This window comes from Bacteroidia bacterium (assembly GCA_023228875.1).
Lineage (GTDB): Bacteria > Bacteroidota > Bacteroidia > NS11-12g > UBA955 > JALOAG01.
This window is the reverse complement of record JALOAG010000002.1, coordinates 63,342-88,987: the sequence shown is the minus strand read 5'-3', so window position 1 is coordinate 88,987 and position 25,646 is coordinate 63,342. Positions and strand designations below refer to the sequence as shown.

Sequence of the window (25,646 nt, the reverse complement as noted above, 5' to 3'; positions counted from 1 at the left end):
ATGTCAACTTTCGATTCAGCACGTTCATTTCTCTTTGTATATGAATCGTCTTTGCCTAAACAAGATATTGACATGATTCAAGAGTTTGCAAATGAAATCAAAGCTGAAAAAAAGGATGTATTTTTTCTGGTTTACCATGATTTCAAAAAAGTACCTGAAGGTATTTTTGCTAAATCATTTGATATACATATATGTCGTAAGGACTTTAATTTATTAAAACAGCCTGCGAGTTCCTTGGTTAAAAGACAATATAATATTCCTTACGATTATCTCTTTTCCTTTTTGGGAAATCGCAATAATCGAGTTGAAAATTTTATTAGAAAAAGTAAAGCTCAAATCAAAGTAGGCAGATATGACATTCCAAGAAAACCATTGTACCGTATTACTTTTGGTTCTAGTGACAGAGAAAACACAATGGAAGAATATTTAAAGATGGCAGGTAATTATTTAACAAAAATCAGGATAGAAAAATGAAAGAAATAACCGGTGCCGGAGTAGCACTCATTACTCCGTTCAAAAAGGATTTAAGCATTGACACAGTCGCATTGAAAAATTTGGTTGAAAATCAATGCAGTAATGGGACCGATTTTTTGGTTGTATTAGGAACAACGGGCGAAAGTCCTGTTTTTTCAGAGAGTGAAACTCGATTAATAATAGATACTGTTAAAGAAGCTAACAACAACCGTTTGCCTTTGGTATTAGGTATTGGCGGGAATAACACTGAAGCTGTGAATCACAAATTCAAAGCGATTGATTTGAGTGGATTTTCTGCGGTTTTGAGTGTCAGTCCATATTATAACAAACCCAACCAAGAGGGTATTTATAGACATTATGTTTCCTTGGCAGACAATTCGCCACTACCTATCATTTTATATAATGTTCCGGGCAGAACAGGCTCAAACATCACGGCTGCAACAACTTTACGACTTGCAGAACATCAAAACATTTGTGCAGTTAAAGAAGCCAGCGGCAATTTTGCTCAATGTATGGAAATAATTCAAAACAGACCGGACGGATTCTTGGTAATCAGTGGTGATGACGCTTTTACTTTTCCTTTTATTTCGTTGGGAATGGATGGCGTGATTTCGGTTATTTGCAATGCTTTTCCTAAACAATTCTCTCAAATGGTGCATGCTGCATTAACCAATAATACGGTTGAAGCACGAAAACTTCATTATTTATTATTAGATAGTATGAATTTGATTTTTGAGGATGGCAGTCCGGGTGGAATAAAAGAAATTATGCAATATATGGGAATCTGTAATGCAGCCCTAAGACCTCCTCTTTATCCTGTTAATGAAAAAGTAAGAGAAAAACTTGTCTATGCTACTGATAAGGTTTTAGGAAAATAATACAATGCATTTATCACAATTATTAACCGTTTGATAAGCTACAATAAAGGGACATATATTAAAGACAGTGAGCTTGACGACAAATTATTATACAAGCCTTCAAGATTTCTGAATTCAAACAGCTGAACATTTACAGTATTTTCTATTAAAAGTATTAAAAACGTACAAGGTATCAATAAATTAGCAATCAGTTAGTAAAGTGATGTTGTAAAACAAATGCATTACTTGCATTTCTATCCTTTCAAATCAGCCAAGTCTGCTTGTATTCCCTCGTTTTCCGGGACAAGACGGGCGGCTTTTTCCCAGTCTTTTTGCCCGATTTGGTGTTTAAACATCTCTATTTCTTAAACTTTTAGCTCCCCTATTTATACTCTACGAAAACGATAACTAATGAACTATTATCTTGCCACTACAAACTTGTAATTAACTATTCTATCAGCCGCCCTGATTTGGATAATATATAACCCTTCGCTCAATCTGCTTATATCTGTTGTATTAACACTTGAACTTAGCTTTCCTTCTTTCACTTTGCTTCCCATGAGGCTATAAATAACAAAGCTGCCCTGACTGATTTCTTCTGAAAATTCAATATGCAATGTATTGTTGGCAGGATTGGGATAAATATATACTCCATAAACCGAAGAAGCATCGGATTGAAGATTATTTGCGAGATTATCCTGCACATTCGGAGCAGGATTAGTAAGAACCATAGCAGGCTCATGGTTAAAACCACAATCGTCTATGAAAGGTGTACAAGGCGATATTTGGAAACTGACACGATTTTGGTTGCCAAATTGAAAGAAAGTGGTATATGCACCAGTATTACCTATTCTGTTAGGTGCATTGATTCGAAATCCGGGGTTAATTGTTATACGATTACCTGCACGGATTACATAATCAGAATTATGTTGAGGGTTATAATGCCAAAAATCAGAATTTCTTATTACAGTTTCCGTTACATTAGCTACATTTACCTGCTGTGCTGACTGAATGGTAATTTGATTTTTAATCTGCCAATCATTACCAGGGAAAAATTCTCTGTTTAAATCAATTACCGGTTGGCATGCAGAAATCGGGTCATCGCCAAAAATAGCCACAACATTTTCATCACCCGGGGATAAATCAGGCTGTAATACATTCCAGCTCTTTTCAATTCTACTGAACATAGAGTGTTTCATATCATCGCAACTTCTATCTGTTGGGCCATGACTGTTAATCGCAGTAATTAGTCTTGAATTAGTGAACAATGGCGACCCAGACGAACCGCCTTGAGTTAAACCATTGTTCCAAGTTACTTTATGACAACTACTTAATAATGGATTAGTTATTTGCCAAATGAAATTTTCTTTACATCGCCTGCAGGATGATGAATACAAATTCCATCTTGAGGATAAGTTAGATTTAGTCTACTCCACCCACTATGAAAAACATTATATTGCAATGGTATATTTTCACGTAAACGCATAAGTGCTATATCAGGACAACTAACACTTGCACTGCCATCAGAACTTAAAAGGTTGACACCAGTAACTGTCATCAAATCATTTCCATTTGTGCTAGGATTACAAGTGATACTTTGGTAGTTGAAATAAACAATCCAATTTGCGTGCTCTGTTGTATTTCTTACACAATGCTCGGCAGTTAAAATAATAGGGTCAAAATTTCCATTACCACCATTTACAACAGCTCCACTGCACATCCACCACCTTGGGTCATCAGCTTTGCGAAAATTGAACTTAATTACGCTTCTTATTTGATTGCACCAATCGTTATACCATGGTGCACAAATTACATTGTTGTGGCAATTAAAAGAACTCTCAAAATCATCTCGGTTTTCATATACATGAATAAATTTTTTAATAAGCAAAATCCCTTTAGGTTCGTTGACCTAGTTAGTCCGCCTGTTAACCTCTATAATCATTTCTTTATCAAAAATTCGATTGCTGACAAATGATAAATCCAATTTATTGTTGTGCATTGAATATGCACCCAAAATTCGCAAAGTATCATTTGGACTGTAGAAGTAAATTTTGGAATTAGCTCCTAACTCAAAATGTTGAAAAATGACATGAAGAGCATTTGCTGTGGGTGATTTCACTTTTATCCTGTAAATCTCAACATTTTCAAAATTGTTGTTTATAATTTGTAATTCGCTTTGCTCCCAAAAATCAAACGGAGCAAAAGCGTCAACACCAAATGCTTCCGAACATGTTTCACAAGTATCTGCCGCTTTAAGTTCTTCGTTGTTAAAATAGGGTAAATTAACAATGGGTAAATCAGTAGATGGCAAGTTATACATTAGTGCGGCAGGATATCCCGGTTCTGATGGTTGTGCTTTTACTGTTATCAGTGGAGCAATCAAAAATAACAGAATAAGAAATTTGAATATAATCTGTTTCATGGCTTTATGGTTTTAATAAGTTTATAACATCCATAAATTGCGTTACCTATCATCTTATTAAAATATACGATACCATTATTCTTAGAAACTGATAGATGACTGTAATATAAATTACCACTTGGACTAATAATCACTTCATGGTAAATGCTTCCAGTAATTTCAATCTTGTCATAGTAAACACTGGCAGGCCAACTATTGTTATGATTTTCAAAACTAAGTGCAGTTACACCTGCTTCCAAAGGGTCAACTTTTACATAGTAGGTATTATTAATACCAGAGGTTACCCGCACTTTAAAATCCTTTGATTTAATAGGTTTATAGTATAATTCAAAACCCTTTTTCAAGGTTGTTTCATTAATTACATCAAAGTGTTCCTTTGAAATTAGTTCTATAGTATCAAAATTAGCAGCATCCAGGGTGTCTTGGTATATCCATTTTGTACCCACTTCGTAATTTACAAAATAAGCTTTCATTTCTTCTGAAAGCTCATAAATCTTGGTTATTTTCGGCTCTTTTTCTTTGCAACTACTCATAGCAACAAGTGCCACAAATATTGCTGTTACTACCTTTCTCATGGCTTTTCTGTTTTAATAAGTTTGTAATATCCACCCTTAGCTATTCCCCCACTATAATCCATATAGATGTAAGATACAAGTCCCATATTCTTTGACACATGAACCAAATAATAATTTCCACCAGTTGTCTCACTACGCAATACATCATAATACATTACATTTCTAATTTCAATACTATCAAAGTATGTAACCCCTTCCCCCCACTCTCCATCATAATTTTCAAAACTTACATACCCCGAACCTGTAACATCTGTGTACATCTTAATATAAAAATTAACCTTCTGACCTCTGCTTACCGAAACTTTAAAATCTCTTGATTTTCGAGCTTTGTAGTGGAGTATGTACCCTTTTTCCAAAACCCCTTTTCTGTTTGTGTCATAGGGCTCTCTCTTTATCAACTCTATGGTATCCAAACTTGAATGATTCAGAGAATCTTCATATATCCATTTTGTTCCAATCTCATAATCCACAAAGTAGGATTTCATTTCGGGGGATATATCCAAAGTGCTTGTAATCTTTGGCTCTTTTTCTTTGCAACCACTCATGGCAACAAATACCACAAACATTGCTGTTACTCCCCTTTTCATGGCTTTTCTGTTTTAATAAGTTTGTAAGCTGCACCATCGGGATTTTGCGGATTTACGTTACTATATATGAAGAATACAATTCCATTATCTTTTGAAATCTTCATATCGTACTGATACATATTGTTACTTTTACTATTAATCACCTGATAATATTTAGTTCCGGTAATTTCAATACTATCATAATAAGTCACCCCAGTTGTCCAAACTCCATTATTGTTTTCAAAGGTTATAGCTCCGGCAGCGGTAACCATAGGGTCAACCTTTACATAATACCTATTATCAACTCCGGGGCTTACCCGTACCTTAAAATCCTTTGATTTACGTGGTTTATAGTACAGTTCACAACCCTTTTTTAAAGTCGTACCATCCGTTACATCAAAGTTTTCTTTTGAAATCAATTCAATGGTGTCATAGTTGGTTATATACATTGTATCCTGATAAATCCACTTTGTACCTACTTCGTAGTTTACAAAATAGTCCATCATTTCTTCTGATAGCTCATAAATCTTGGTTATCTGCGGCTCTTTTTCTTTACAGCCGCACATGGCCACCATTGCCATACAAAGTATCGTTAATGAATGTTTCATGGTTTTACTTATTAAATAGTTTAGAAAACCTTCCTCTACCAACTATAATAGCAAGTAGCGCAAATGTTGCCATTATTAAGCCATTGCTAGATTGGCTTTTATTAGGTTGATTGTGAGTTGTCGAAACGGATTCTATTTTCTCTAAACGTTCAATTAGGTTGTCAATCGCTCTTTGTTGCGAAATGGTATGTAAAGTCAGTTCTTCCACTTTTTCCAACAACTTTGTATTTAATTCACCAAGATTAACAGTACCGATAGATTCATATTTAGAGGCATTCTTTATTCCTGGCAAATGATGATGCTTTTTCACAAAATCATCTATTTCGTATAAAGACAACATCTGATACTTACCATTCTTACTGTATAGGGTTGCACTATCTTTGTTGAATGCGGCATGAAAAACATAATCAGGAATTGGGTCCAAATGGACATCAATTTGTCTTGCAATCAAAAATCCATTACTTTCAACCCTAAACTGATTAATACCAAAGTTGTCTCTTACTGTGATATTTCCATTATCTACCAATATATTCCCATCTTTTAAATGAAATTTGTCACTCGGAGATTCGGTACCAACGCCCACAAAACCATAGCGTGCTACACATAAGTATGGAAAGACAGAAAGAGTAAAATCAGGATTATAAGCTTCTCCTCTAATCCTTAGTGGACCAATATAATTAGCGGAAAATCCTCCTGCAGGACTAGTTACCTGCAAAGTAGAAAAATCTCCTGAACCATAAATATCTAAATTTGCATTACTGCCACTCGTCCCTATTCCAACATAACTCGATGTTGTTATCGGGTTTGTTCCACTCCATTGCGCTTTGAGGCTGTTAGCACCTAACATAAAACCTCCCGTAAGTACTACCGCTACTCCACAGCTAATCGATGAACAGCCAAGCATACCCGTTAAATTTAGTAAGTCATTTTTTCTTTTCATAAATTTAATGTTTAAATATTTTGAAGTTTGAAATATATACATCATTTAAAATGCACAAGTTATCAACAGTATTAACAAGCAGCAGTAAGTATAGTGTTTCTGTAATAACAATCCACTTTGCGGGCATTTTCTTATCCTTTCAAATCAGCCAAGTCTGCTTGTATTTCCTCGTTTTCCGGGTCAAGACGGGCGGCTTTTTCCCAGTCTTCCAAGGCGTTGTTTTTCATACCCACTTGTTTATAGACAGCTCCTCTGAAATGCAGACCGGGTACAAAATCCGGATCAACTGATAACAACTTATTAAGATACTCCAACGCTTTTTCCATATTCTTATCTATTTCAGCATTGATATATGCCAACCTATAATATGCAAACCTATGTTGAGGGTTCAACTCAATGGTACGTTTGTAAAACTCCTTTGCAATTATATATTCTCCCTTTTCCTCCAAAATAATTCCTTTGAGATAATGCGCTTCGTCACTAAATTCATCTATCCTAATAGCATTGTCGATATATGATAATGCAAGTTCCGGCTTACTATCCATAAGTAAATACGCCAATTGCATATAAGCATTATAGTAGTTGTTATCAATATTTGCAGTCTCCTGAAAACGTTTAATTGCCTGTGCTGTATCTTGCGTTTCTTTGTTCACCATTCCTAAAAAAAACATTGCATCAGAGTTAGATGGATTAATATTTAAAACCGCTGTCAATTGTTCCACTGTCTCTTTGTAACGTTGTTTAGCAAGGAGTAATATTGCATATTGCAAATGCGGTTCTACTTGTGAGGGGTCTAACTCTATAGACTTGATATATGCTTTTTCTGCACCTTTGGCATTTGCTGTATCTCCTGCCATATAATACTCACCTAACTTGTAGTAATAAAAAGCATTTTGAGGACTTAATTCGATTGCTACCTCAATATCCGCAATTGCTTCTCCATATATTTTTTCAATAAAAAACACATTAGCACGATTGTAATACAATTCTGCATTCTTGGGGTCTTTGTTGATTCTTTTGCTTATTGTTCGAATATCTTCTGAATAACGGGTATCGTTAGGACTAATGTAACGTTTACTATGGTTGTTACAGGCAAGGACTAATATCAATGATACTAAAAGAAATGGTTTGCTAATTAGAAAAAGATTGCGATTCATAAGCCGGAAAAATGTTTACTTTTGGCGCAATATTAAACTAAACATTAAGAATTATGCCGATTTATCACAGATTAGGAAAAATTCCTCCTAAACGCCACATACAGTTTAGGAAAGAAAACGGGGAATTGTATTATGAAGAACTATATTGTACTGCAGGATTTTCAGGAATGTACACCAATATGTACCATATCAACCGACCCACAATGATTAAATCTTATGGGAAACGTATGAACGTTGCTCCTACAATCTTAGATGCTAACAATGTAAAACCGTTCTTACTTTCAGGATTTCAGGTGCCACCATCTTCTGATTTTATCGAATCAAGAAAAATTGTTTTTGCTAACTCAAAAACTTATGTAATACTTTCAGCGCCAGCGTTTAAGGAAATGGATTACTTCTACAAAAACACCGAAGCAGATGAATTGATATTCATTCACAAGGGCACAGGTAAACTCAGAACATTTTTAGGAAATATTGACTTTGTTGAAGGCGACTATTTGATTATTCCAAGAGGAACTATTTTCACACTTGAATTTAACACATCAGAAGGCAACCGTTTGTTTATTGTTGAATCACGCGATCCTTTTGAATCTCCCGCACGATATAGAAACTACTATGGTCAAATGTTGGAGCACTCTCCCTTTTGCGAGAGAGATTATAAACTACCAAAAGAGTTAGAATCTCACGATGAGCGTGGTGAATTTTTAATGAAGACCAAGAAAAATGACGAAATAATAGAAGTTGTTTTTGATGCACATCCTTTTGATGTAGTGGGCTATGATGGCTATAACTATCCTTACGCAATGAACATCAAAGATTTTGAACCTATTACAGGGCGTTTACACATGCCTCCAACTATTCACCAGCATTTTCAAACAGAATCCTCTGTGATTTGTTCATTTGTACCGCGTTTATTTGACTATCACCCTCTTTCAATTCCTGCACCGTATAATCATTCAAACATCGACTCAGATGAGTTGTTATATTATGTTGATGGAGAATTTATGTCAAGACCATTTATCAAACCCGGCAATATCACCTTGCACCCGGCCGGTTTTACTCATGGACCACAACCGGGAGCCGCAGAAGCCAGCATAGGCAAAAAAGGTACAGAAGAGTATGCAGTAATGGTGGACACCTTTGCACCTCTTGGAGTTACAGAAGAAGCTTTGAAAATTTCAGACCCTGATTATTTCAAAACTTGGCTTGACAAATAACATTGGAGCAACATAGGAAAAACATAAAATCTCAGCTATGGGGTTGGAGTATGTATGATTGGGCAAATTCAGTCTATTCGCTCACAATTACCACTGCAATTTTTCCTATTTACTTTGAAAATGTAAGCAAATCCATTTTCATTTTTAATAGAGAGCTGCAAAACACAGCTCTCTATTCTTTTATACTATCAATCTCGTTTTTGCTTGTTGCTTTTATAAACCCTTTGCTTTCCGGGCTTGCAGATGTTGGAGGGTTTAGAAAAAAATTCATGACATTTTTTACTCTATTGGGAAGCATCGCATGTATTGGACTTTATTTTTTTACTCAAAACACATTATGGATAGGCATTACAGGATTTGCAACTGCAACAGTTGGCTATGCAGGAAGTCTGGTATTCTACAATGCTTATCTCCCACAAATTGCAACACCTGACCGATTTGACAAATTAAGTGCACATGGATATGCCATGGGTTATATCGGCAGTGTAATCCTACTGGTTATTAACCTCCTTTGCATCTCCTACTATGAAACACTCGGCTTCCAGGATTCTCTTTCTGCTATCAGATTCGCCTTTCTTACCGTAGGTGTTTGGTGGGGTGCATTTGGACTATTTGCTATCAGTCGCCTTCCCAACGACAGCAAAAACAACATACAATCACAATGGCTGTTAAAGGGGTACAAAGAAGCCAACAGTACTTTTCTGAAAATAAGAAAAAATCCGGTACTCTTCAGATTTCTTCTCTCATTTTTCTTTTACAGCATGGGTGTACAAACGGTCATGTACATTGCCACATTGTTTGGTGTTGTTGAGTTACAATTAGTTTCTGACAGACTGATTCTTGTAATCCTCATCATTCAATTAGTGGCGATAGCCGGTGCATATTTTTTCGCTTATTTGTCCAAGATGTTTGGTGTCATCATGTCAATATCAATCATGATTATGCTTTGGATGCTGGTTTGTTTAGGAGCATATTTCACTACTACAGAGTGGGAATTTTATGGATTAGCAGTATTAGTCGGGTCTATTATGGGAGGAATTCAAAGCCAATCGCGCTCGGCTTTTGCTGCCTTCATTCCAACAAATGAAACCAAACATCTAACGACATACTTTAGTTTTTATGAATTAGCAGAGAAGTTTTCAATTGTGCTTGGCACACTTAGTTACGGCATTTTAATCGAAATAACGGGAGGTATGAGAAACAGTATTATACTCTTAATTGTGTTCTTTATCATTGCTTCAGTGTTGACAATCAAGGTGCGCAAACTGTCTCTCAACCTTAAAGAAGAACAAATAGAACCAAATAATTCCAAACCATTGAACACAGAATAATCTCTCATTGCCAAGAACACAAAAATATTTCAAAAACACTATTTTTTAATCACAAAACAAATAGTACATTTGCGCCCCCGCAAGCGAGGAGACCTTGCGGATAAACAAATAAATAAAACAAAATGGCAGTAAAATTAAGATTACAAAGACATGGTAGAAAGAAAAGAGCTTTCTATCACATTGTGGCGGTAGATGCACGTGCTCCAAGAGACAGTAAGACCATTGAGAAGTTAGGTACTTATAACCCTAACACAAATCCTGCAACGATTGAATTAAACCTTGGCAGTGCAGTGAAATGGCTTGAAAGAGGCGCACAACCTACAGACACCACCAGAGCAATCCTTTCTTACAAAGGAGCAATTTACAAAGCACACTTAAACAGAGGTGTAAAAAAAGGTGCTTTAACACAAGAACAAGCTGACGCTAAATTTAATGCTTGGTTAGAAGAGAAAATCAACAAAATCGAAGGTAAGAAAACCCGTGTTGCTAAATCTCAAGCCGACATTATGGCTGAAAGATTGAAAGCTGAAACTAAGAAAAAAGAAGCCAGAACAGCTAAGATTCTTGCTAAGAACACACCCGTAGCAGAGGAAACTCCTTTAGAAGAGACAGCTACTGAAGAACCTAGTAACGAAGAAGTAGTAGCTGAGACTCCAATCACAGAGGAAACACCTGCACCTGAAAATACAGAAGCAGCCAGCGAAGGCGAAGAGAATGCTGAGTAATTAATAAGACGGATGCACAACCGTTTCTTTGGAAATATTCATTCAAAACCCACTCAAAAGGTGGGTTTTGTTGTTAAAACACTTGGTTTTAAGGGTGTTATCAAGGTTGCAGTTTATTCTGATGAAATTTTTGACAACATTACCCAATCCGGATTTTTATTATTGAATCGCGAAGGTCGCTGGGTTCCATATAAAATCGAGTCTTATAATATAGAAAATGACTCAATAAAATTAACAGACCTGAATAATGAAGCAGAAGCGCAAGCGATTTGCGGTTTAGAAATACATCTTCATAAATCCGAAATGGATAATTTATCCGAAGATTCCTTCAACTTTCTGATTGGCTTTACAATGTTCAACCAAGACAACCATAAAATTGGAATCATTACAGATCTTATTCAAATGCATTTAAGCTCCTTATTGGAAGTTAGAATGGAAGAAAAAAACATTCTGGTTCCTATTCACGAAAGCTTAATCATCAATATTGATGAAGCATCTAAGTCCCTTACCTTAACAATGCATGAAGGGCTGACTGAATTGTAATCATTGTGTGAATAAAATCAAGAATTACAGGTTTTAATACAGCATACTTTTACCGCATGTTTTATTACAATGTAACATGTCATGCAGATAAATCTGTAGAAGAAAGCTGGGTTCAATGGATGACCAACATCCATATCCCGGAAGTGATGCAAACCGGTTGTTTTCTTGAGTGCAAAATGCTCAAACTTATTTCACACGACCACATAGACAACGCTACCACTTATGCCATACAGTATTTATACAAAACACCGGAACACTTTGAAAAATACCTTCAACAATTTGCAGAAGGATTGCGTGAAAAAACGATCAAAGAGTTTGGCAACACTGTACACGCATTTAGAACCCAACTTCAAATACTTGAACAATTTTAGAAAGCAATGAGAATCCATATAATTGCAATCGGGGGAGCGGTCATGCATAACCTCGCATTAGAACTGAAACATAGGGGTCATCAAGTCAGCGGTAGTGACGACACTATTTTTAGCCCTGCCAAAGAACGCTTACAACAGGCAGGATTGCTCCCAGACAAAGAGGGTTGGGAACCGACAATGATCACACCGAACATTGATTTAATCATTCTTGGCATGCATGCAAAAATGGACAATCTTGAATTGCTCAAAGCCAAAGAATTAGGAATAAAAATTCAATCTTTCCCTGAATTTATTGCTTCTCATGCAGCTAATAAAAAGCGAATAGTGATTGCCGGAAGTCATGGCAAAACAACTACAACAGCCATGGTAATGCATTGTTTAAAGACAAATAATGTCCCTTTTGATTATCTTGTCGGCTCTCAGTTAGAAGGTTTTGAAAGAATGGTATCCTTGAGTGATGCACCATATATGGTGATTGAAGGTGATGAGTATCTTTCTTCAGCATTAGATATGCGTCCAAAATTCTTGCATTATCAGCCTCATGTTGCAGTAATTACAGGCATTGCGTGGGATCATATCAATGTTTTCAAGACTTATCCTGAATATGTTAATCAATTTAATTTATTTACAGAATCTTTAGCACCCCATGCGCATTTGTATGTACATAAATCAGTTGTTGAAGAACCTTTATTCGACAGCCAAGTGCCGTACAAACAATATGATTCCTTTGAATTTATTGACACCGAAGACAATTCCGTTGTCCTTTTTGAAAACAATCAATATGCTATGCAGATTTTTGGAGCATTTAATTTCCAGAATATGAAAGCGGCTTCTTTGTTATGCAATGCTGTAGAGATTAATACTGCTAAATTTCTCAAGAGTATGACAAGTTTTCATGGAACGGGTAAACGACAAGAAAAAGTTTTTGAATCTGATTCAGTCCTTGCCATGCGTGATTTTGCACACTCTCCTTCTAAAGTTCAAGCTGCTGTCAAAGCTGTTCGTGCTAAATTTAGTCAAAGACATTTAGTATGTATGTTAGAATTGCATACGTATAGCAGTTTGAACGAAGAGTTTATTCCTCACTACACAAATAGTCTTGAATCAGCAGATGCAGCACTCGTTTTTATTGACAAACATGCACTTGAAATAAAAGATAAAACATTTCCAAACGAAGCACTGTTACATCAAACATTCCCCAACGCTGTTATAGCAAAAAGTGTGGAAGACATTAAGAAATTTGTATTATCAAACCGTTCCAAAGAGCCTGCTGTCTGGATGATGATGAGTTCAGGCAATTTTGGCGGATGGAGGTTTGAATAATGATTAAGACCTGCTCACAAAAACCTTCGTTCCTTCCGAACAGTTTTTGCAAATATCAATTTCTTTGCGTCCAATAAAGAGTTTTTGTCTAAAACCCATATACTTGCGCCCTTGCCAAATTTCAGCAAAGCTATTTTCGTTTAGATTACCAAAATTATGTTTACCGTCCTTGTCAAAACAACATGGCACTACTCCCCCATCCCAAGTTACTACCGCACTATGCCACATTTTCCAACAATGATTTAATAAACTGTTTTTAAAGACAAATTTACCTGCTATTTTTTTGTATCTGCTCAGGTTCTCATCATCGGGAATCCAATCATCTCCGGTCTCAAAATCATAAACTTGGGCTGTCTTTATTTGCAAGCCATCTACTTTGTATTGTTTAGCAAGTTTCTTGATTGCAGGCAACTCATGGGCATTATGTTTAAATACAATAAACTGCCATACGACATAAGGGGTGGATTTGCGTAGTCTTTTTTTTGCCTCTAAAATTGCTTTAGTCCCTGCTAACACTTTATCAAGTTGTCCTCCAATCCTATAATGACCGTAACTTTCTTGAGTTACACCATCAATTGAAATGATGAGTCTATTCAGACCGCTATTCACAACCTGTTCCGCAATTTCATCATTTTTAAAAAAATGTCCGTTACTGCTTGTAATTGTATAAATACGTTTGTTAGCTGCAAGCCTTACAATCTTATTAAAATCCGGGTTTAAATATGGCTCTCCTTGAAAATAAAGGGTAAGAAACAAAAGGTTTGGAGATAATTCTGAAACAACCTTCTCCGCAAGTTCATATTGCAACATACCGGTTGGGCGAGTAAAAGCCCTTAGTCCACTGGGACACTGCGGACAGCGGAGATTACAAGAAGTAGTAGGTTCAATATTCAATGCCGCAGGAAAAAAGCGCGTTTCTGTCGGCACTTTTTTCTTTGCCTTTTGATAAGAACGATACAAACCAACTGCATTTGAAATTCGTTGATAATCTAATACTTTAAGAAATTGAAATGCATCCTTAATTTTAGCTCGCAACCCCATTACGACTTAATCAAAGAGTTCAAACTTAATTTCTTTTCTTGAGTACCCCATCTCTTTTAGATTGTTCTTAGCCTCACGCACCATCTCTGACCACCCACAGATATAAAACAACATATTCGCCTGACCTGTATATGCAGGTTTATTCAAATAGATTTGGTGAACATATCCTTGATAACCATCCCAGTATTCACGAGACAATACAGGATAATATTCAAAGCGAGCATCAGTTTTTGCAAGTGATTCAAACTCCTCACGGTAGAGCAAATCCTCTTGTTTTCTACCTCCAAAAATCAGAATAATCTTTTCAAAAGGTAATTGTTTGCTAATCAAATGCTGAATCATTGCTCTAAAAGGTGCTACACCGGTTCCTGTGCAAATAAAGCAAAAGGTTTTACCGGCAGTTTCATCAGGAAGCACGAATTTACCTTGCGGTGCACTAAACCGAATACTATCACCTACAGCCTTTTCAAAAAGAATGGGACTTGCTGCTCCATCTTCTTTCAGTACAACACATAAATCAAAATGATTTGTCATAGGTGCTGATGCAATTGAATAACTTCTATAAGGAAACTGATGTTGAATACCCGGAAAAGAAATAATCACAAATTGACCGGGCTCAAAATCAAAATCCGCTTTATCATTCACACTAACAGTATAATGTTTTACAGATGGTGAAAGGTTTATCACGGATTCAACAACGCCAATATTTTCAAATTTTTCTTCCACGAACGCAAAAGTACACTCTAAAGTTGATATCAAGACCTAAAATATAACCCTATGTGAATAACAAGCAAGTTCTAAGATTATCAAAGAACACAATTAATCATCTGCTGTTTAAACCATCATTCAAAAAATGCAAGACTTAAAAGAGAATTATTACTACTTTTGCGCAAGCTAAAAAAGTTATCATCAATGAGACAAATTCAATTTAGAGAAGCCTTGCGCGAAGCCATGAGTGAAGAAATGAGAAGAGATGAAAGTATCTTTCTTATTGGCGAAGAAGTTGCAGAATACAATGGTGCATACAAAGTAAGCCAAGGGATGTTGGATGAGTTTGGAGCAAAAAGAGTCATTGATACACCGATTGCAGAATTGGGTTTTACCGGTATTTCAATAGGTGCTTCTATGGCTGGTTTACGCCCAATAGTTGAATTCATGACGTTCAATTTCTCATTGGTAGCAATAGACCAGATTATTAACTCAGCTGCCAAAATGCACAGCATGAGCGGAGGTGAATTTTTCTGTCCCATCGTTTTTAGAGGTCCCACAGCTTCTGCAGGACAGCTAGGTGCACAGCACTCAAATGCTTTTGAGAATTGGTATGCAAACACAGCCGGTTTAAAAGTAATAGTTCCTTCCAATCCTTATGACGCTAAGGGTCTGTTAAAGTCTGCAATCAGAGACGACAACCCAATTGTGTTCATGGAGTCCGAGCAAATGTATGGTATGAAATGGGGCGTTCCTGAAGAAGAGTATTTAATCGAAATTGGAAAAGCAAATATTGTCAAGACAGGGAATGATGTTACGGTAGTATCTTTTGGAAAAATGATGCATGTTGCCCAAGATGCAACCAACGAGTTAGCAAAAAACGGCATTGATGTAGAGTTAATAGACTTGCGTACTGTTAGACCTATCGACTATGACACCGTGATTGAATCCATTAAAAAGACAAACAGATTAGTTATTGTTGAAGAGGCATGGCCACTGGCTTCTATCTCAAGTGAAGTTGCCTACATGGTTCAACGCAGAGCATTTGATTATTTAGATGCTCCTATTGTGAGAGTAACCAGCAAAGACGTACCGCTTCCTTATGCATCCACTTTAGTTGATGCTTATCTGCCAAATGTGAAAAGCATTGTAGAGGCTGTTAATCAAGTTACTTATAAATCTTAAATCTTTTTTAATAAAGATTTTTTTCTTTTTGGGAAAAGGCTATTTTTGCACCCTCTCAAACTGAACGGTACCATAGCTCAGTTGGTAGAGCAAAGGACTGAAAATCCTTGTGTCACTGGTTCGATTCCAGTTGGTACCACATAAAGAAAGTCGCCCTTTGAGGCGACTTTTCTGTTTTACAAACTTCCTCATCTCGTCATTAGTTTAAATACGCAAATTCAACTACACTTGCATTAACAATTAACTAAAATGATTTATGGCAAAAAAAGTACGCATTTTAAGCCTTGATGGCGGTGGCATTAGAGGAATAATCCCTGCCTCTGTTTTGCAATATGTAGAACAGAAATTGATTGAATACAGCAACAACCCCAATGCGCGTATCGCTGATTACTTTGACATGATTGTAGGAACAAGTACCGGAGGAATTTTGGGTTGTTTCTATATGATGCCCAACCCAAAACGCTTTGAATCGGGCAACCCTTCTGCTAAATATCCTGCAACTGAAGCACTGAAATTGTATGTCGAAAAAGGAGATGCTATTTTTAACCAATCTAAAAAGAATAATTGGTTTGGGTTGAGACAATTAGTGAATGCTACACAGTTTACACCTGATAATATTGAAGCAATTTTTAAAGAAAAGTTTGGCGATATTATGTTTGATCAATTACTCGGCAGATTAATCATCACTACTTATGATATGCAAACTCAACGCTCTTTCTTCTTTAACAGTAGAGAACAAAAGGAAATTGACAGAAAAGAAAGAAAATTCATGGTTCGCGATGTGGCACGATCTACTTCAGCGGCTCCGACCTATTTTCCTCCCGCCATTATTCGTAATTTTGGAAACAATTCGGAAATGGTCAATATTGACGGAGGAGTTTTTGCAAACAATCCAACAATGTGCGCCTATGCCGAAGCCCGTTCAACTAATTTTGAGAATCTTGGACTAAACAGACCCAGTGCAAAAGATATGATGATTTTATCCATTGGAACCGGATCTCAGAATTTAGACCTGAAAAACTATCAAAAAGCAGGTAATTGGGGAGCTTTAAACTGGGCTAAGACTATACCCGACATCATGATGGATGGCGGATTAGATACTGTGAATTACCAAGTAGGGCTGATGTTTGACACATTAACTGACGGAAATAATAAAAACTATAAAAGAGTAGATGTGCCAAAAAATCTACGTGGATTAGGTGAAGGAGCTACTACAATATATAATTCTGACATGAGCGATGCTTCTCAAAAAAATATTCAAAGCTTAGTGAGAGCAGGACAAGAAGCAATAAAAGATGCAAACACTACAAAAGACAACGAACATACACTCGATGATTTTATCAAGCTTTTAGTGGATGAAAACAGTCTAAATCCTAAAGATATACCGGTTTAATTTTATAACTTCAATAATCTAATTTAATTCTTCTGTCCAATGAGCCGCTTTCATGATTATCTACGCGATAAAGCATTAGTACGACCAGAACATTTAGAAAAATTATGTTCAGGTTGTTTGAGCAATAGGACTGTAAAAAAAGGGAAAATATTGCTGATGAAAGATGAACTATGTAAACACACTTTCTTTGTAGAATCAGGATTGTTGCGCATGTATTCCATAGATGGAAAAGGCAAAGAGCATATTATTCAATTTGCGCCCGAAGACTGGTTTGTAAGCGATAGAAGCAGCATCTATTTCGGACAAAAGTCTGAGTACTTTATTGACGCCATCGAAGATTCTGTATTAAGCGTGCTTGACCCTCAATATTTTGAAGATGCAAACAACATTAGTCCCGAATTTAGAACTTATAATGATTATCTACTGCAAAACCACATCAGACATTTGCAAGACAGAGTAAATATGTTGATTGGTGCAAACGCTCAAGACAGATATATTGAATTTTTGAGACTATATCCCGATTTGACTCAACGTGTTCCGCAATGGATGATTGCTTCCTATTTAGGAATTACAGCCGAAAGTCTGAGTCGTGTAAGAAAAGAAATGGCAACTCATCGTACTCTTATTTAATTTCTTAACATACATCAATGTCTGCCAATTTGTGCTTGTCTAACTTTGCACCAAGAAATTAAAACAAAATTATAATCATTATGAGTAACACAGCAATTCAATCAAAATGGTCAATTGACCCGGCACACAGTGAAATCGGATTTAAAGTTCGTCACATGGTAGTGAGCAATGTAAAAGGTAAGTTTCAGAATTTCAATGTTGATATAACAACGCAAGGCAATGACTTTGCTACAGCACAAGTAAAAGTCGATATTGAAGCTGCTTCAGTTTTTACAAATAACGAACAAAGAGACGGACACCTTAAGAGCTCTGATTTCTTTGATGCAGAAACCCACACACACTTACATTTTGAGAGTACCCGAGTTAACAAAATCAATGAAGATCAATTTCAAATCATTGGTAATTTAACAATCAGAGGCATCAGCAAAGAAGTTACCCTTGATGCAGAATTCGGAGGTATCGTAAACGATCCTTACGGCAACGAAAGAGCAGGGTTCACTATTAGCGGAACAATTAACAGACAAGAGTTTGGCTTAAATTGGAATGCTGTTTTAGAAGCGGGCGGACTTGTTGTAAGCGATGATGTCAAAATCAATATTGACGCAGAAATCATTAAAAACAAATAATCATTTTCCACTTACACTTTTCAAAGGCGTGGTGCGTTTCATCGCGCCTTTGTCAAAAAAAAAACTTAGCAATATGAAACATAGAAGTATAGAAATCATAGTATCTCCTCCTGCACCTCATTATGTAGGTGACGGATTTAGAGTTCACAATTTTATTCCGGGAGGATTCAGATTGGATATGCAACGCATGGATCCGTTTTTGGTTTTGGATTACAATTCAAAATTCTACTTCCCTCCTTCTGAAACTCCTAAAGGGGTTGGCACTCACCCTCACAAAGGTTTTGAGACAGTTACAATTGCCTATAAAGGCAAAATAAGACACAATGACAACAGCGGTGGCGGTGGTATTATCGGAGAAGGTGATGTGCAATGGATGACTGCCGGCTCGGGCATTTTACATAAAGAATTTCATGAAGAAGGATTCAGCAAACAAGGCGGAGAATTCCAAATGGTGCAACTCTGGGTAAACTTATCTGCCGAAAATAAAAAACAAGCTCCAAAATACCAAAGCATTGCAAAAGAACAAATCAAACAATTTGTATTGCCTAATAATGCAGGAACAATCGAGGTTATTGCCGGCAACTATCAAGGGACTGAGGGTGCTGCCCAAACCTTTTCTCCTGTTGAATTGCAAAATGCAAAATTGAAAAAAGGAGGTAAAGCAACCTTTACTTTTCCAAACTTTTATACAACAGCTGCTTTGGTTATTGAAGGAAGTATTCTTGTAAACGGTACTGAAACAGCCCCTACTGATCACTTTGTTTTGTTTGACACAGACGAAGATTCTTTTGAAATTGAAGCATTAGAGGATGCCGTTGTATTGATTTTAGCCGGCAAACCACTACGCGAGCCTATTGCGGCTCATGGTCCTTTTGTAATGAATACAAGAAATGAAATTATTGAAGCAATTGATGATTTCAATAATGGGAAATTTGGAGTGTTAGCATAATGAGATAGTGCGACCTTTACATTCCTTTCCTGTGTATCATGAGCATATTATTGAAAATATGATGCTTTTCAGCGATAATCAGATTAAAGTAGTAGGTTGGTTTTCACACATTGTGCAACTTTGCACGAATTAGATTTGAATGTAAATGAGAAAAATACTGTTGCTCATACTCCTCTCTCCTATCGTTGCCATGTCTCAACCACTTGGAAACTATGAACTGTCTATCCAAAATGATGCGGGAGATTGGCTGCCTTTCAGAATAGCTTTTATTGAAAAGTCTAATCAAAAGGTTTTGCAGATTATTAATGCACAAGAAACCATTGAATTAACTCCATTTTCTGTTCAACATGATTCTGCATATTTTCATTTTATCAATTACAATGCTGAAATTGTGTTCACAAACCTCAACAGCGATGTGCTCAACGGATATTGGATTAATCATGAAAGTACGATAGCAAGAAAACGTGAATTCATTGCATCAAAATTACCGGCAAGCAAGAGCAGTACTCAGAATACAAGCCAAGATTTTGCAGGAAAATGGAAAGTAACAGTGCAACTCCCTGACCGTTCTTATAATGCCATCTTTCAATTTGAACAGAACAACAACAAACTCACCGGAACTATGCGCACCAAGTCTGGAGATTACAGGTATTTAGAAGGAGAGGTGCATGATAATAAATTTTATGTGAGTACATTTATGGGTAACTCTATTTTTCAAATCTCAGGTACATTAGAACAAGGGCGACTTATAGGCAACATGCTGACCACCAACTCCAGTACTACCAAGTTTGTTGCAGAAAGAGATGCAAAGTTTGAATTGCCTGCTTTGGACATGATTACAAAAAAGAAAAACAACTTGCAGTTCAATCTGAATTTGAAAGATGAAAACGGTGAATTGCAGAACTTTAGCAATCTCACCAAAGACAAAGTTACCATTGTTACCATATTTGGTACTTGGTGTCCCAATTGTGTGGATGAAATAGACTATTTTCAGCTATTGCAACAAAAATTTCCGAACCTCCAAATTATCGCAGTTGCTTTTGAGTATGCTGACAGCGAAGCAGAGCAACAAAGACGTGTGCAAGGATTTAAAAACAGAAAACAAATAAAAACACAGTTTTTGATTGGCGGGAAAGTCAGCAAAGACAATGTGAACAGTAAGTTTCCGATGATAGATTTCTCAGGAATTTATCCAAGCTCATTCTTGATTGACAAGAAAGGGAAAATCAAAGAAATACACACCGGCTTTAATGGACCCGCAACAGGAATTCTTTTTGAAAAATATAAAGAAGAATTAGAAGCCGAAATCGGCAAACTGATGAAGGGGAAATAAGAACCCTTTTGATAGATGAATAACTATGGCTTACCGAGAACATACAAACAAGAGGCAACTAAAACACTGCTAATTATATCTTTAGTCAGAGTTATGAATTACAACAAGCATTTTTTTTTAGCAATTACACTGCTCCTTCTTTCTGTTATTCCAAGCCATGCAAAGACAATCCGAGCTTTATTTTTGGGCAATAGTTACACCCAAGTCAATAATTTACCGGCACTCATAGCTAATTTAGCAAGCACGAATGGCGACACATTAATATATAGTTCCAACACTCCAGGAGGTCAGACCCTGTGGGGACATTCAACCAATTCAACAAGTCTTAACCTAATTGCGCAGGGTGGATGGGATTTTGTAATATTACAAGAACAGAGCCAACTACCTGCATTTTCTGATGACGAAGTAAGTCAATCGGTTTATCCTTATGCTATCTATTTAGATAGTTTAATACATGTTTCAAATCCTTGTGCTCAAACGTTGTTTTATATGACTTGGGGCAGAAAGAATGGCGATGCGGGCAACTGTCCTTATTTTCCGCCCATTTGCACATATGAAGGCATGGATAATCTGTTACAATTGCGATATAGCAATATGGCAGCAATGACAAATGGCGTAATTTCACCGGTTGCAAAAGTGTGGAGAGCACTTCGCTTACATCATCCCGGAATTGAATTGTATTCAGGAGACGAGAGCCATCCAAGTGTTGCCGGCTCATTTGCAGGTGCTTGTACTTTTTACAGCTTCATGTTCAAGAAAAACCCAGTAAACTCTGACTTCAATTCGGGATTAACTCCTGATCAAGCAGCTACAATCAAAGCTGTTGCCGCTGAGGTTGCTTATGATAGCCTTGATTATTGGTACAGATTTCAACTTAAACCGAATGCACTTTTCTCTTTCATGCAACTTGATTCAAGCCTTACTTTTATTAACGGTTCAACAAATGCCTCCACATTTCTTTGGGACTTTGGCAACAATGACACAAGTATGCAAAAAGAACCGACATACATATACAACAAAAGTGGCAATTACACCATTCGTTTAATCGCTTTAGATCAATGCGGAAACTCAGACACTGCATTTACCAATGCATTGATTGAATTAGAAAATGAAGACACCACAGGCTCTTTAGGGATCTCAACTTTAAATACAGCTACGGCTGTTTCTATTTTTCCTAACCCAATTATACACGAACTCACTATTGTCGGAACCTCTCCTCTTGCAGACATTAGGATAAGCGATATGTATGGCAAGGTGGTATTCCAACAATCTTTAAATCAATCGTATCAATCCACTATCAACTTGAGCGTATTAGCTCCCGGTATCTATTGGATTTGGGTGCACAATCAACCTTACAGAATTACAAAAGTGGACTAAGTATTCTCAGTATTGAGAGTACTATTGCTTAAACTTCTGCAATGCCTCTGCAAGACTTTGCAATTTACTTTCAGCGTCTGCTTGTTTCTGCCTCTCTCTTTCAACAATATCTGCTTTAGCATTAGCCACAAAGCGTTCGTTGGAAAGTTTAGCCTGAACAGATTTGAGGAAACCTTGCAAATAATCTATCTCTTTTTGCAAATTCTTCATTTCTTCTTGAACATCAAGAATTCCATCCATTGACACAGCAACTTCATCTTTATTGACTAAAAACACAACTGCTTGAGCAGGGAAAGAATCCTTATAATTGATTTGGCTCACTCCGGCAAGCTTCTGGATAATAAGCGCAAACTCTTGATATACCGCAACATTGTCAGCATGGATAAAAATATTCAGTGGTTCTTTGGCAGCTATCCCCTTACTGTTTCTCAAATTCCTAATTTCAGTAATAAGTTGCAAAGGTCTGTTGTCTATAACCTTGGTTATTTTCTCAGATTGAGGGTATTCGCTGACAATGATATCTGTTGGCGGTGCTCCATTATTCAGCGCATGATACAACTCTTCCGTAATAAAAGGCATGAAAGGATGTAACAATTTGAGAATATTACTAAACAACACAAGGGTATTGTTTTTCGTTTCAGCATCCACTCCTTCCCCATACTTAGGTTTAATCATTTCTAAATACTGCGAACAGAAATCATCCCAAGTCAACTTGTACAAAGTCATGAGTGCATCAGAAAGTCTGTATTGTTCAAATGCTTGATGAGTCTCAGCAACGGCATTTTGATAATTCGCTTCAAACCATTCCTTTGCTATACGGTTTGAATCTTTCACTGCTTGCGAAACTGAATCAGATAGTTCCCAAGAGTCCACCAATTTGAAAGCATTCCATACTTTATTACAGAAATTTCTACCTTGTTCCACAAGACTTTCATCAAATAGCACATCATTACCGGCAGGGGCAGAAAGCAAAATCCCAATACGTGTTCCGTCAGCACCGTATTGCTGAATGAGTTCTAAAGGGTCTGGGCTATTCCCTAAGGACTTAGACATTTTACGTCTTAATTTATCGCGTACAATCCCTGTAAAATATACATTATGGAAAGGTTTCTTTCCTTTAAATTCATATCCTGCCATTACCATCCTTGCTACCCAAAAGAAGATAATATCCGGTCCGGTAACTAAGTCATTTGTAGGATAGTAATATTCAAAATCCTTGCTGTTTGGCTCAAAACCATTAAAGACAGAGATGGGCCACAACCAAGAAGAAAACCAAGTATCCAACACATCTTCGTCTTGTTTCAATACAGCACTTTTGCCAAATTTATCTAAATAAGATTTTTGAGCATCTTGTTCTGTTTCCGCAACGACAAAATTGCCTTCATCATCATACCAAGCAGGAATTCTGTGTCCCCACCACAATTGACGGCTGATATTCCAATCCTTAATATTTTCAATCCAATGGCGGTAAGTGTTTTTGAACTTTTCAGGGAAAAATGCAATTTCATTATTCAAGATATCATCTAATACTTGCGGATTTCGTTGCATAAACTGTTGCATGTCCAAAAACCACTGAGTACTGATTCGCGGCTCAATAACAGAACCGGTTCTTTCGCTATGCCCAATACTATTGACAATGTTTTTTGTTTCAACTAATAAACCTTGTGTTTTTAACTCTTTTATTACTTCCTTTCGGGCTTCAAATCTGTCCAAACCATGATAAGGTAATCCCTCATATTTGATTCTACCACTCTCATCCAAGACTTCAATACTGTCAAGATTGTGTTTCTTACCCAAAAGATAATCATTGATATCGTGCGCAGGTGTAACCTTTAAACAACCTGTACCAAATTCTAAATCAACATATTCATCTGCAATAAGTGGTACTGTTCTATTTGTAAGTGGCACTATCAATTTCTTACCAATTAAGTGCTGGTAACGCTTATCTTCAGGATTTACACACACTGCAGTATCGCCCAACAATGTTTCAGGTCTGGTTGTTGCAATGACTACAGCATCTTGTGTATCGGCAATTTGATAACGGATATAATAAAGTGCCGCATTATTTTCCTTATAAATAACTTCCTCGTCACTCAAGGTAGTTTTTCCTTCGGGATCCCAATTCACCATCTTGGTATCTCGATAAATCAGTCCTTTATTATACAAATCCACAAAAACATGAATTACAGCCTTGCTAAGTTCATCCTCCATTGTAAATCTACTACGACTCCAATCGCAACTGGCTCCTAATTTTTTAAGCTGTTCAAGGATAATACCGCCATATTTTTCTTTCCATTCCCAAGCATGTTTTAAAAATTCTTCTCTGGAAATATCTTGTTTCGACACTCCTCGTTCTTTGAGCATATTCACAACCTTTGCCTCTGTTGCAATAGATGCATGGTCAGTGCCTGGAACCCAACAAGCATTTTTACCTTCCATTCTGGCTTTCCTAATCAAAACATCCTGAATAGTGTTATTCAACATGTGACCCATGTGAAGCACTCCGGTAACATTTGGTGGGGGTATCACAATAGTATAAGGCTCTCGGTCATCGGGCACAGATTTAAAATATTCTTTTTCCAACCAATAGGCATACCACTTGCTTTCTACTTCTGCCGGACTGTAATGCTTGCTCTCCATAAGGCTGCGAATTTAACAATAGTGAGTGAAGAAAATATGGCTATCTTCAATAAATATGGGCAAAAAAAAGCCGCCTTAATTCATAAGGCGGCTTAAATAACATCTTGTAATATTATGATTTTACAAACTTTAACACCACTTTTCTTGTGATTGGATCGCCATTATCATCCTCATCATCTACTTCAACTTCTAAATTCAGTTTTGTTGTAGTTAATTCAAGAATGGTTGCTTCGCCTGATTCTCCATCTTCATCAGTGATAGTCAGTTTATTTCCATCCTTAACATAAGTACCAACGGTTGTCTCTTCATCATTCATTGGAGGCAACCCGGGCATAGTAATAGTAAAAGAAGTATATGTGTAAACAGAGTCTGCACCGGTATTAAATTTTTTAAAAGTAAGCGTCATGTTAATCGTAACAGAAGCACCACCTGTTGTATCCAATTCGCCTCCAAACAAATCTTCGGGATTGGTCAATTTCCAGGTAATGCCTTCAAGTTGTGCAGTAACTGTTGTACCGCCTCCTGAGTTATTGTCCTTTTTATCTTTTTTGCAAGCTGTAAAGGCTACAACCATAGCCATTACCATCAGTGTTAATGTGTGTTTCATAATATTAAATTAATTTTTAGTGAGCAAAGATAGAAATATTTAATCAAA

General features: G+C 36.7%; 27 protein-coding genes and 1 tRNA gene. 16 read left to right on the top strand and 12 right to left on the bottom strand.

Features of this window, described 5'->3' with window-relative positions; genetic code table 11:
• The gene (locus tag M0R38_03415) at positions 1–474 is read left to right on the top strand and encodes a hypothetical protein (GenBank protein MCK9480795.1); all 474 of its coding nucleotides are present in this window, start codon (positions 1–3) and stop codon (positions 472–474) included.
• The gene (dapA, locus tag M0R38_03410) at positions 471–1,352 is read left to right on the top strand and encodes a 4-hydroxy-tetrahydrodipicolinate synthase (protein MCK9480794.1); all 882 of its coding nucleotides are present in this window, start codon (positions 471–473) and stop codon (positions 1,350–1,352) included. Before M0R38_03415 ends, dapA begins: the two co-directional genes overlap by 4 nt.
• 398 nt (positions 1,353–1,750) lie before the next feature.
• Here the strand turns inward: dapA and M0R38_03405 are convergent, their stop codons facing one another.
• The 8 genes from M0R38_03405 to M0R38_03370 form a co-directional block, all read right to left on the bottom strand.
• Positions 1,751–2,530 (bottom strand): T9SS type A sorting domain-containing protein, encoded by a 780-nt coding sequence (locus M0R38_03405; GenBank protein ID MCK9480793.1) that lies wholly within the window; start codon positions 2,528–2,530, stop codon positions 1,751–1,753.
• A 146-nt stretch (positions 2,531–2,676) separates the two neighbouring features.
• Positions 2,677–3,219: a hypothetical protein gene (locus M0R38_03400; protein MCK9480792.1), complete on the bottom strand. Its 543-nt coding sequence runs from the start codon at positions 3,217–3,219 to the stop codon at positions 2,677–2,679.
• A 21-nt stretch (positions 3,220–3,240) separates the two neighbouring features.
• A complete protein-coding gene (locus M0R38_03395) occupies positions 3,241–3,753 on the bottom strand; it encodes a hypothetical protein (protein MCK9480791.1) in 513 nt (170 codons plus the stop codon).
• Positions 3,750–4,328, bottom strand: coding sequence for a hypothetical protein (locus M0R38_03390; GenBank protein MCK9480790.1), 579 nt, complete (start codon positions 4,326–4,328; stop codon positions 3,750–3,752). Before M0R38_03390 ends, M0R38_03395 begins: the two co-directional genes overlap by 4 nt.
• On the bottom strand, positions 4,325–4,915 hold the full coding sequence (locus tag M0R38_03385; protein ID MCK9480789.1) for a hypothetical protein: 591 nt from the start codon (positions 4,913–4,915) through the stop codon (positions 4,325–4,327). Before M0R38_03385 ends, M0R38_03390 begins: the two co-directional genes overlap by 4 nt.
• Positions 4,912–5,502 (bottom strand): hypothetical protein, encoded by a 591-nt coding sequence (locus M0R38_03380; GenBank protein MCK9480788.1) that lies wholly within the window; start codon positions 5,500–5,502, stop codon positions 4,912–4,914. The genes M0R38_03385 and M0R38_03380 overlap by 4 nt, the downstream gene beginning before the upstream one ends.
• Before the next feature lie 4 nt (positions 5,503–5,506).
• Entirely contained in the window at positions 5,507–6,442 is a 936-nt protein-coding gene (locus M0R38_03375) for a hypothetical protein (GenBank protein MCK9480787.1), read from the bottom strand.
• A gap of 131 nt (positions 6,443–6,573) precedes the next feature.
• The gene (locus tag M0R38_03370; protein MCK9480786.1) at positions 6,574–7,599 is read right to left on the bottom strand and encodes a tetratricopeptide repeat protein; all 1,026 of its coding nucleotides are present in this window, start codon (positions 7,597–7,599) and stop codon (positions 6,574–6,576) included.
• Positions 7,600–7,652: 53 nt separating this feature from the next.
• On the opposite strand from M0R38_03370, the gene M0R38_03365 reads away from it, so the two are divergent.
• The 6 genes from M0R38_03365 to M0R38_03340 all read left to right on the top strand — a co-directional run bounded on the left by M0R38_03365 (position 7,653) and on the right by M0R38_03340 (position 13,109).
• The gene (locus M0R38_03365; protein ID MCK9480785.1) at positions 7,653–8,816 is read left to right on the top strand and encodes a homogentisate 1,2-dioxygenase; all 1,164 of its coding nucleotides are present in this window, start codon (positions 7,653–7,655) and stop codon (positions 8,814–8,816) included.
• A 50-nt stretch (positions 8,817–8,866) separates the two neighbouring features.
• Positions 8,867–10,147 carry an MFS transporter gene (locus M0R38_03360; protein MCK9480784.1) on the top strand — a complete coding sequence of 427 codons (1,281 nt, stop codon included), beginning with the start codon at positions 8,867–8,869 and terminating at the stop codon, positions 10,145–10,147.
• 122 nt (positions 10,148–10,269) lie between these two features.
• Positions 10,270–10,872, top strand: a complete 603-nt coding sequence (locus tag M0R38_03355) for a 30S ribosomal protein S16 (protein MCK9480783.1) — start codon at positions 10,270–10,272, stop codon at positions 10,870–10,872.
• 12 nt (positions 10,873–10,884) lie between these two features.
• Positions 10,885–11,415: a ribosome maturation factor RimM gene (rimM, locus tag M0R38_03350; GenBank protein MCK9480782.1), complete on the top strand. Its 531-nt coding sequence runs from the start codon at positions 10,885–10,887 to the stop codon at positions 11,413–11,415.
• Positions 11,416–11,471: 56 nt separating this feature from the next.
• Positions 11,472–11,786, top strand: coding sequence for a DUF4286 family protein (locus tag M0R38_03345; GenBank protein ID MCK9480781.1), 315 nt, complete (start codon positions 11,472–11,474; stop codon positions 11,784–11,786).
• Between the two features lie 6 nt (positions 11,787–11,792).
• Positions 11,793–13,109: a Mur ligase family protein gene (locus M0R38_03340; GenBank protein ID MCK9480780.1), complete on the top strand. Its 1,317-nt coding sequence runs from the start codon at positions 11,793–11,795 to the stop codon at positions 13,107–13,109.
• 3 nt (positions 13,110–13,112) lie between these two features.
• On the opposite strand, the gene M0R38_03335 is transcribed toward M0R38_03340, so the two are convergent.
• Together M0R38_03335 and M0R38_03330 are read right to left on the bottom strand one after the other, a co-directional pair.
• The gene (locus M0R38_03335; GenBank protein ID MCK9480779.1) at positions 13,113–14,150 is read right to left on the bottom strand and encodes an SPASM domain-containing protein; all 1,038 of its coding nucleotides are present in this window, start codon (positions 14,148–14,150) and stop codon (positions 13,113–13,115) included.
• Positions 14,151–14,156: 6 nt separating this feature from the next.
• Positions 14,157–14,876, bottom strand: coding sequence for an FAD-binding oxidoreductase (locus tag M0R38_03330; protein ID MCK9480778.1), 720 nt, complete (start codon positions 14,874–14,876; stop codon positions 14,157–14,159).
• A 186-nt stretch (positions 14,877–15,062) separates the two neighbouring features.
• On the opposite strand from M0R38_03330, the gene M0R38_03325 reads away from it, so the two are divergent.
• The 8 genes from M0R38_03325 to M0R38_03290 all read left to right on the top strand — a co-directional run bounded on the left by M0R38_03325 (position 15,063) and on the right by M0R38_03290 (position 22,351).
• The gene (locus tag M0R38_03325; protein ID MCK9480777.1) at positions 15,063–16,043 is read left to right on the top strand and encodes a pyruvate dehydrogenase complex E1 component subunit beta; all 981 of its coding nucleotides are present in this window, start codon (positions 15,063–15,065) and stop codon (positions 16,041–16,043) included.
• Positions 16,044–16,109: 66 nt separating this feature from the next.
• Positions 16,110–16,182, top strand: a tRNA-Phe gene (locus tag M0R38_03320).
• Between the two features lie 117 nt (positions 16,183–16,299).
• Entirely contained in the window at positions 16,300–17,436 is a 1,137-nt protein-coding gene (locus tag M0R38_03315) for a patatin-like phospholipase family protein (protein ID MCK9480776.1), read from the top strand.
• A 39-nt stretch (positions 17,437–17,475) separates the two neighbouring features.
• The gene (locus M0R38_03310) at positions 17,476–18,066 is read left to right on the top strand and encodes a Crp/Fnr family transcriptional regulator (protein ID MCK9480775.1); all 591 of its coding nucleotides are present in this window, start codon (positions 17,476–17,478) and stop codon (positions 18,064–18,066) included.
• An 80-nt stretch (positions 18,067–18,146) separates the two neighbouring features.
• Complete coding sequence (locus M0R38_03305; protein ID MCK9480774.1) at positions 18,147–18,692, top strand: YceI family protein; 546 nt, start codon at positions 18,147–18,149, stop codon at positions 18,690–18,692.
• 73 nt (positions 18,693–18,765) lie between these two features.
• Positions 18,766–19,641: a pirin family protein gene (locus M0R38_03300; protein ID MCK9480773.1), complete on the top strand. Its 876-nt coding sequence runs from the start codon at positions 18,766–18,768 to the stop codon at positions 19,639–19,641.
• Positions 19,642–19,786: 145 nt separating this feature from the next.
• Positions 19,787–20,974 (top strand): TlpA family protein disulfide reductase, encoded by a 1,188-nt coding sequence (locus tag M0R38_03295; protein MCK9480772.1) that lies wholly within the window; start codon positions 19,787–19,789, stop codon positions 20,972–20,974.
• 93 nt (positions 20,975–21,067) lie between these two features.
• Positions 21,068–22,351, top strand: coding sequence for a PKD domain-containing protein (locus M0R38_03290; GenBank protein ID MCK9480771.1), 1,284 nt, complete (start codon positions 21,068–21,070; stop codon positions 22,349–22,351).
• Between the two features lie 21 nt (positions 22,352–22,372).
• Here the strand turns inward: M0R38_03290 and M0R38_03285 are convergent, their stop codons facing one another.
• A complete protein-coding gene (locus tag M0R38_03285) occupies positions 22,373–24,991 on the bottom strand; it encodes a valine--tRNA ligase (protein ID MCK9480770.1) in 2,619 nt (872 codons plus the stop codon).
• Positions 24,992–25,103: 112 nt separating this feature from the next.
• Complete coding sequence (locus M0R38_03280) at positions 25,104–25,598, bottom strand: lipocalin family protein (protein MCK9480769.1); 495 nt, start codon at positions 25,596–25,598, stop codon at positions 25,104–25,106.
• Positions 25,599–25,646 lie beyond the last annotated feature (48 nt).

Bases quoted from the DNA above. Each gene is read 5' to 3' on its own strand.
- M0R38_03415 (MCK9480795.1), top strand. From the start codon at position 1: ATGTCAACTTTCGATTCAGCACGTTCATTTCTCTTTGTATATGAATCG.
- dapA (MCK9480794.1), top strand. From the start codon at position 471: ATGAAAGAAATAACCGGTGCCGGAGTAGCACTCATTACTCCGTTCAAA.
- M0R38_03405 (MCK9480793.1), bottom strand. From the start codon at position 2,530: ATGAAACACTCTATGTTCAGTAGAATTGAAAAGAGCTGGAATGTATTA.
- M0R38_03395 (MCK9480791.1), bottom strand. From the start codon at position 3,753: ATGAAACAGATTATATTCAAATTTCTTATTCTGTTATTTTTGATTGCT.
- M0R38_03390 (MCK9480790.1), bottom strand. From the start codon at position 4,328: ATGAGAAAGGTAGTAACAGCAATATTTGTGGCACTTGTTGCTATGAGT.
- M0R38_03385 (MCK9480789.1), bottom strand. From the start codon at position 4,915: ATGAAAAGGGGAGTAACAGCAATGTTTGTGGTATTTGTTGCCATGAGT.
- M0R38_03380 (MCK9480788.1), bottom strand. From the start codon at position 5,502: ATGAAACATTCATTAACGATACTTTGTATGGCAATGGTGGCCATGTGC.
- M0R38_03375 (MCK9480787.1), bottom strand. From the start codon at position 6,442: ATGAAAAGAAAAAATGACTTACTAAATTTAACGGGTATGCTTGGCTGT.
- M0R38_03370 (MCK9480786.1), bottom strand. From the start codon at position 7,599: ATGAATCGCAATCTTTTTCTAATTAGCAAACCATTTCTTTTAGTATCA.
- M0R38_03365 (MCK9480785.1), top strand. From the start codon at position 7,653: ATGCCGATTTATCACAGATTAGGAAAAATTCCTCCTAAACGCCACATA.
- M0R38_03360 (MCK9480784.1), top strand. From the start codon at position 8,867: ATGTATGATTGGGCAAATTCAGTCTATTCGCTCACAATTACCACTGCA.
- M0R38_03355 (MCK9480783.1), top strand. From the start codon at position 10,270: ATGGCAGTAAAATTAAGATTACAAAGACATGGTAGAAAGAAAAGAGCT.
- rimM (MCK9480782.1), top strand. From the start codon at position 10,885: ATGCACAACCGTTTCTTTGGAAATATTCATTCAAAACCCACTCAAAAG.
- M0R38_03345 (MCK9480781.1), top strand. From the start codon at position 11,472: ATGTTTTATTACAATGTAACATGTCATGCAGATAAATCTGTAGAAGAA.
- M0R38_03340 (MCK9480780.1), top strand. From the start codon at position 11,793: ATGAGAATCCATATAATTGCAATCGGGGGAGCGGTCATGCATAACCTC.
- M0R38_03335 (MCK9480779.1), bottom strand. From the start codon at position 14,150: ATGGGGTTGCGAGCTAAAATTAAGGATGCATTTCAATTTCTTAAAGTA.
- M0R38_03325 (MCK9480777.1), top strand. From the start codon at position 15,063: ATGAGACAAATTCAATTTAGAGAAGCCTTGCGCGAAGCCATGAGTGAA.
- M0R38_03315 (MCK9480776.1), top strand. From the start codon at position 16,300: ATGGCAAAAAAAGTACGCATTTTAAGCCTTGATGGCGGTGGCATTAGA.
- M0R38_03310 (MCK9480775.1), top strand. From the start codon at position 17,476: ATGAGCCGCTTTCATGATTATCTACGCGATAAAGCATTAGTACGACCA.
- M0R38_03305 (MCK9480774.1), top strand. From the start codon at position 18,147: ATGAGTAACACAGCAATTCAATCAAAATGGTCAATTGACCCGGCACAC.
- M0R38_03300 (MCK9480773.1), top strand. From the start codon at position 18,766: ATGAAACATAGAAGTATAGAAATCATAGTATCTCCTCCTGCACCTCAT.
- M0R38_03295 (MCK9480772.1), top strand. From the start codon at position 19,787: ATGAGAAAAATACTGTTGCTCATACTCCTCTCTCCTATCGTTGCCATG.
- M0R38_03290 (MCK9480771.1), top strand. From the start codon at position 21,068: ATGAATTACAACAAGCATTTTTTTTTAGCAATTACACTGCTCCTTCTT.
- M0R38_03285 (MCK9480770.1), bottom strand. From the start codon at position 24,991: ATGGAGAGCAAGCATTACAGTCCGGCAGAAGTAGAAAGCAAGTGGTAT.
- M0R38_03280 (MCK9480769.1), bottom strand. From the start codon at position 25,598: ATGAAACACACATTAACACTGATGGTAATGGCTATGGTTGTAGCCTTT.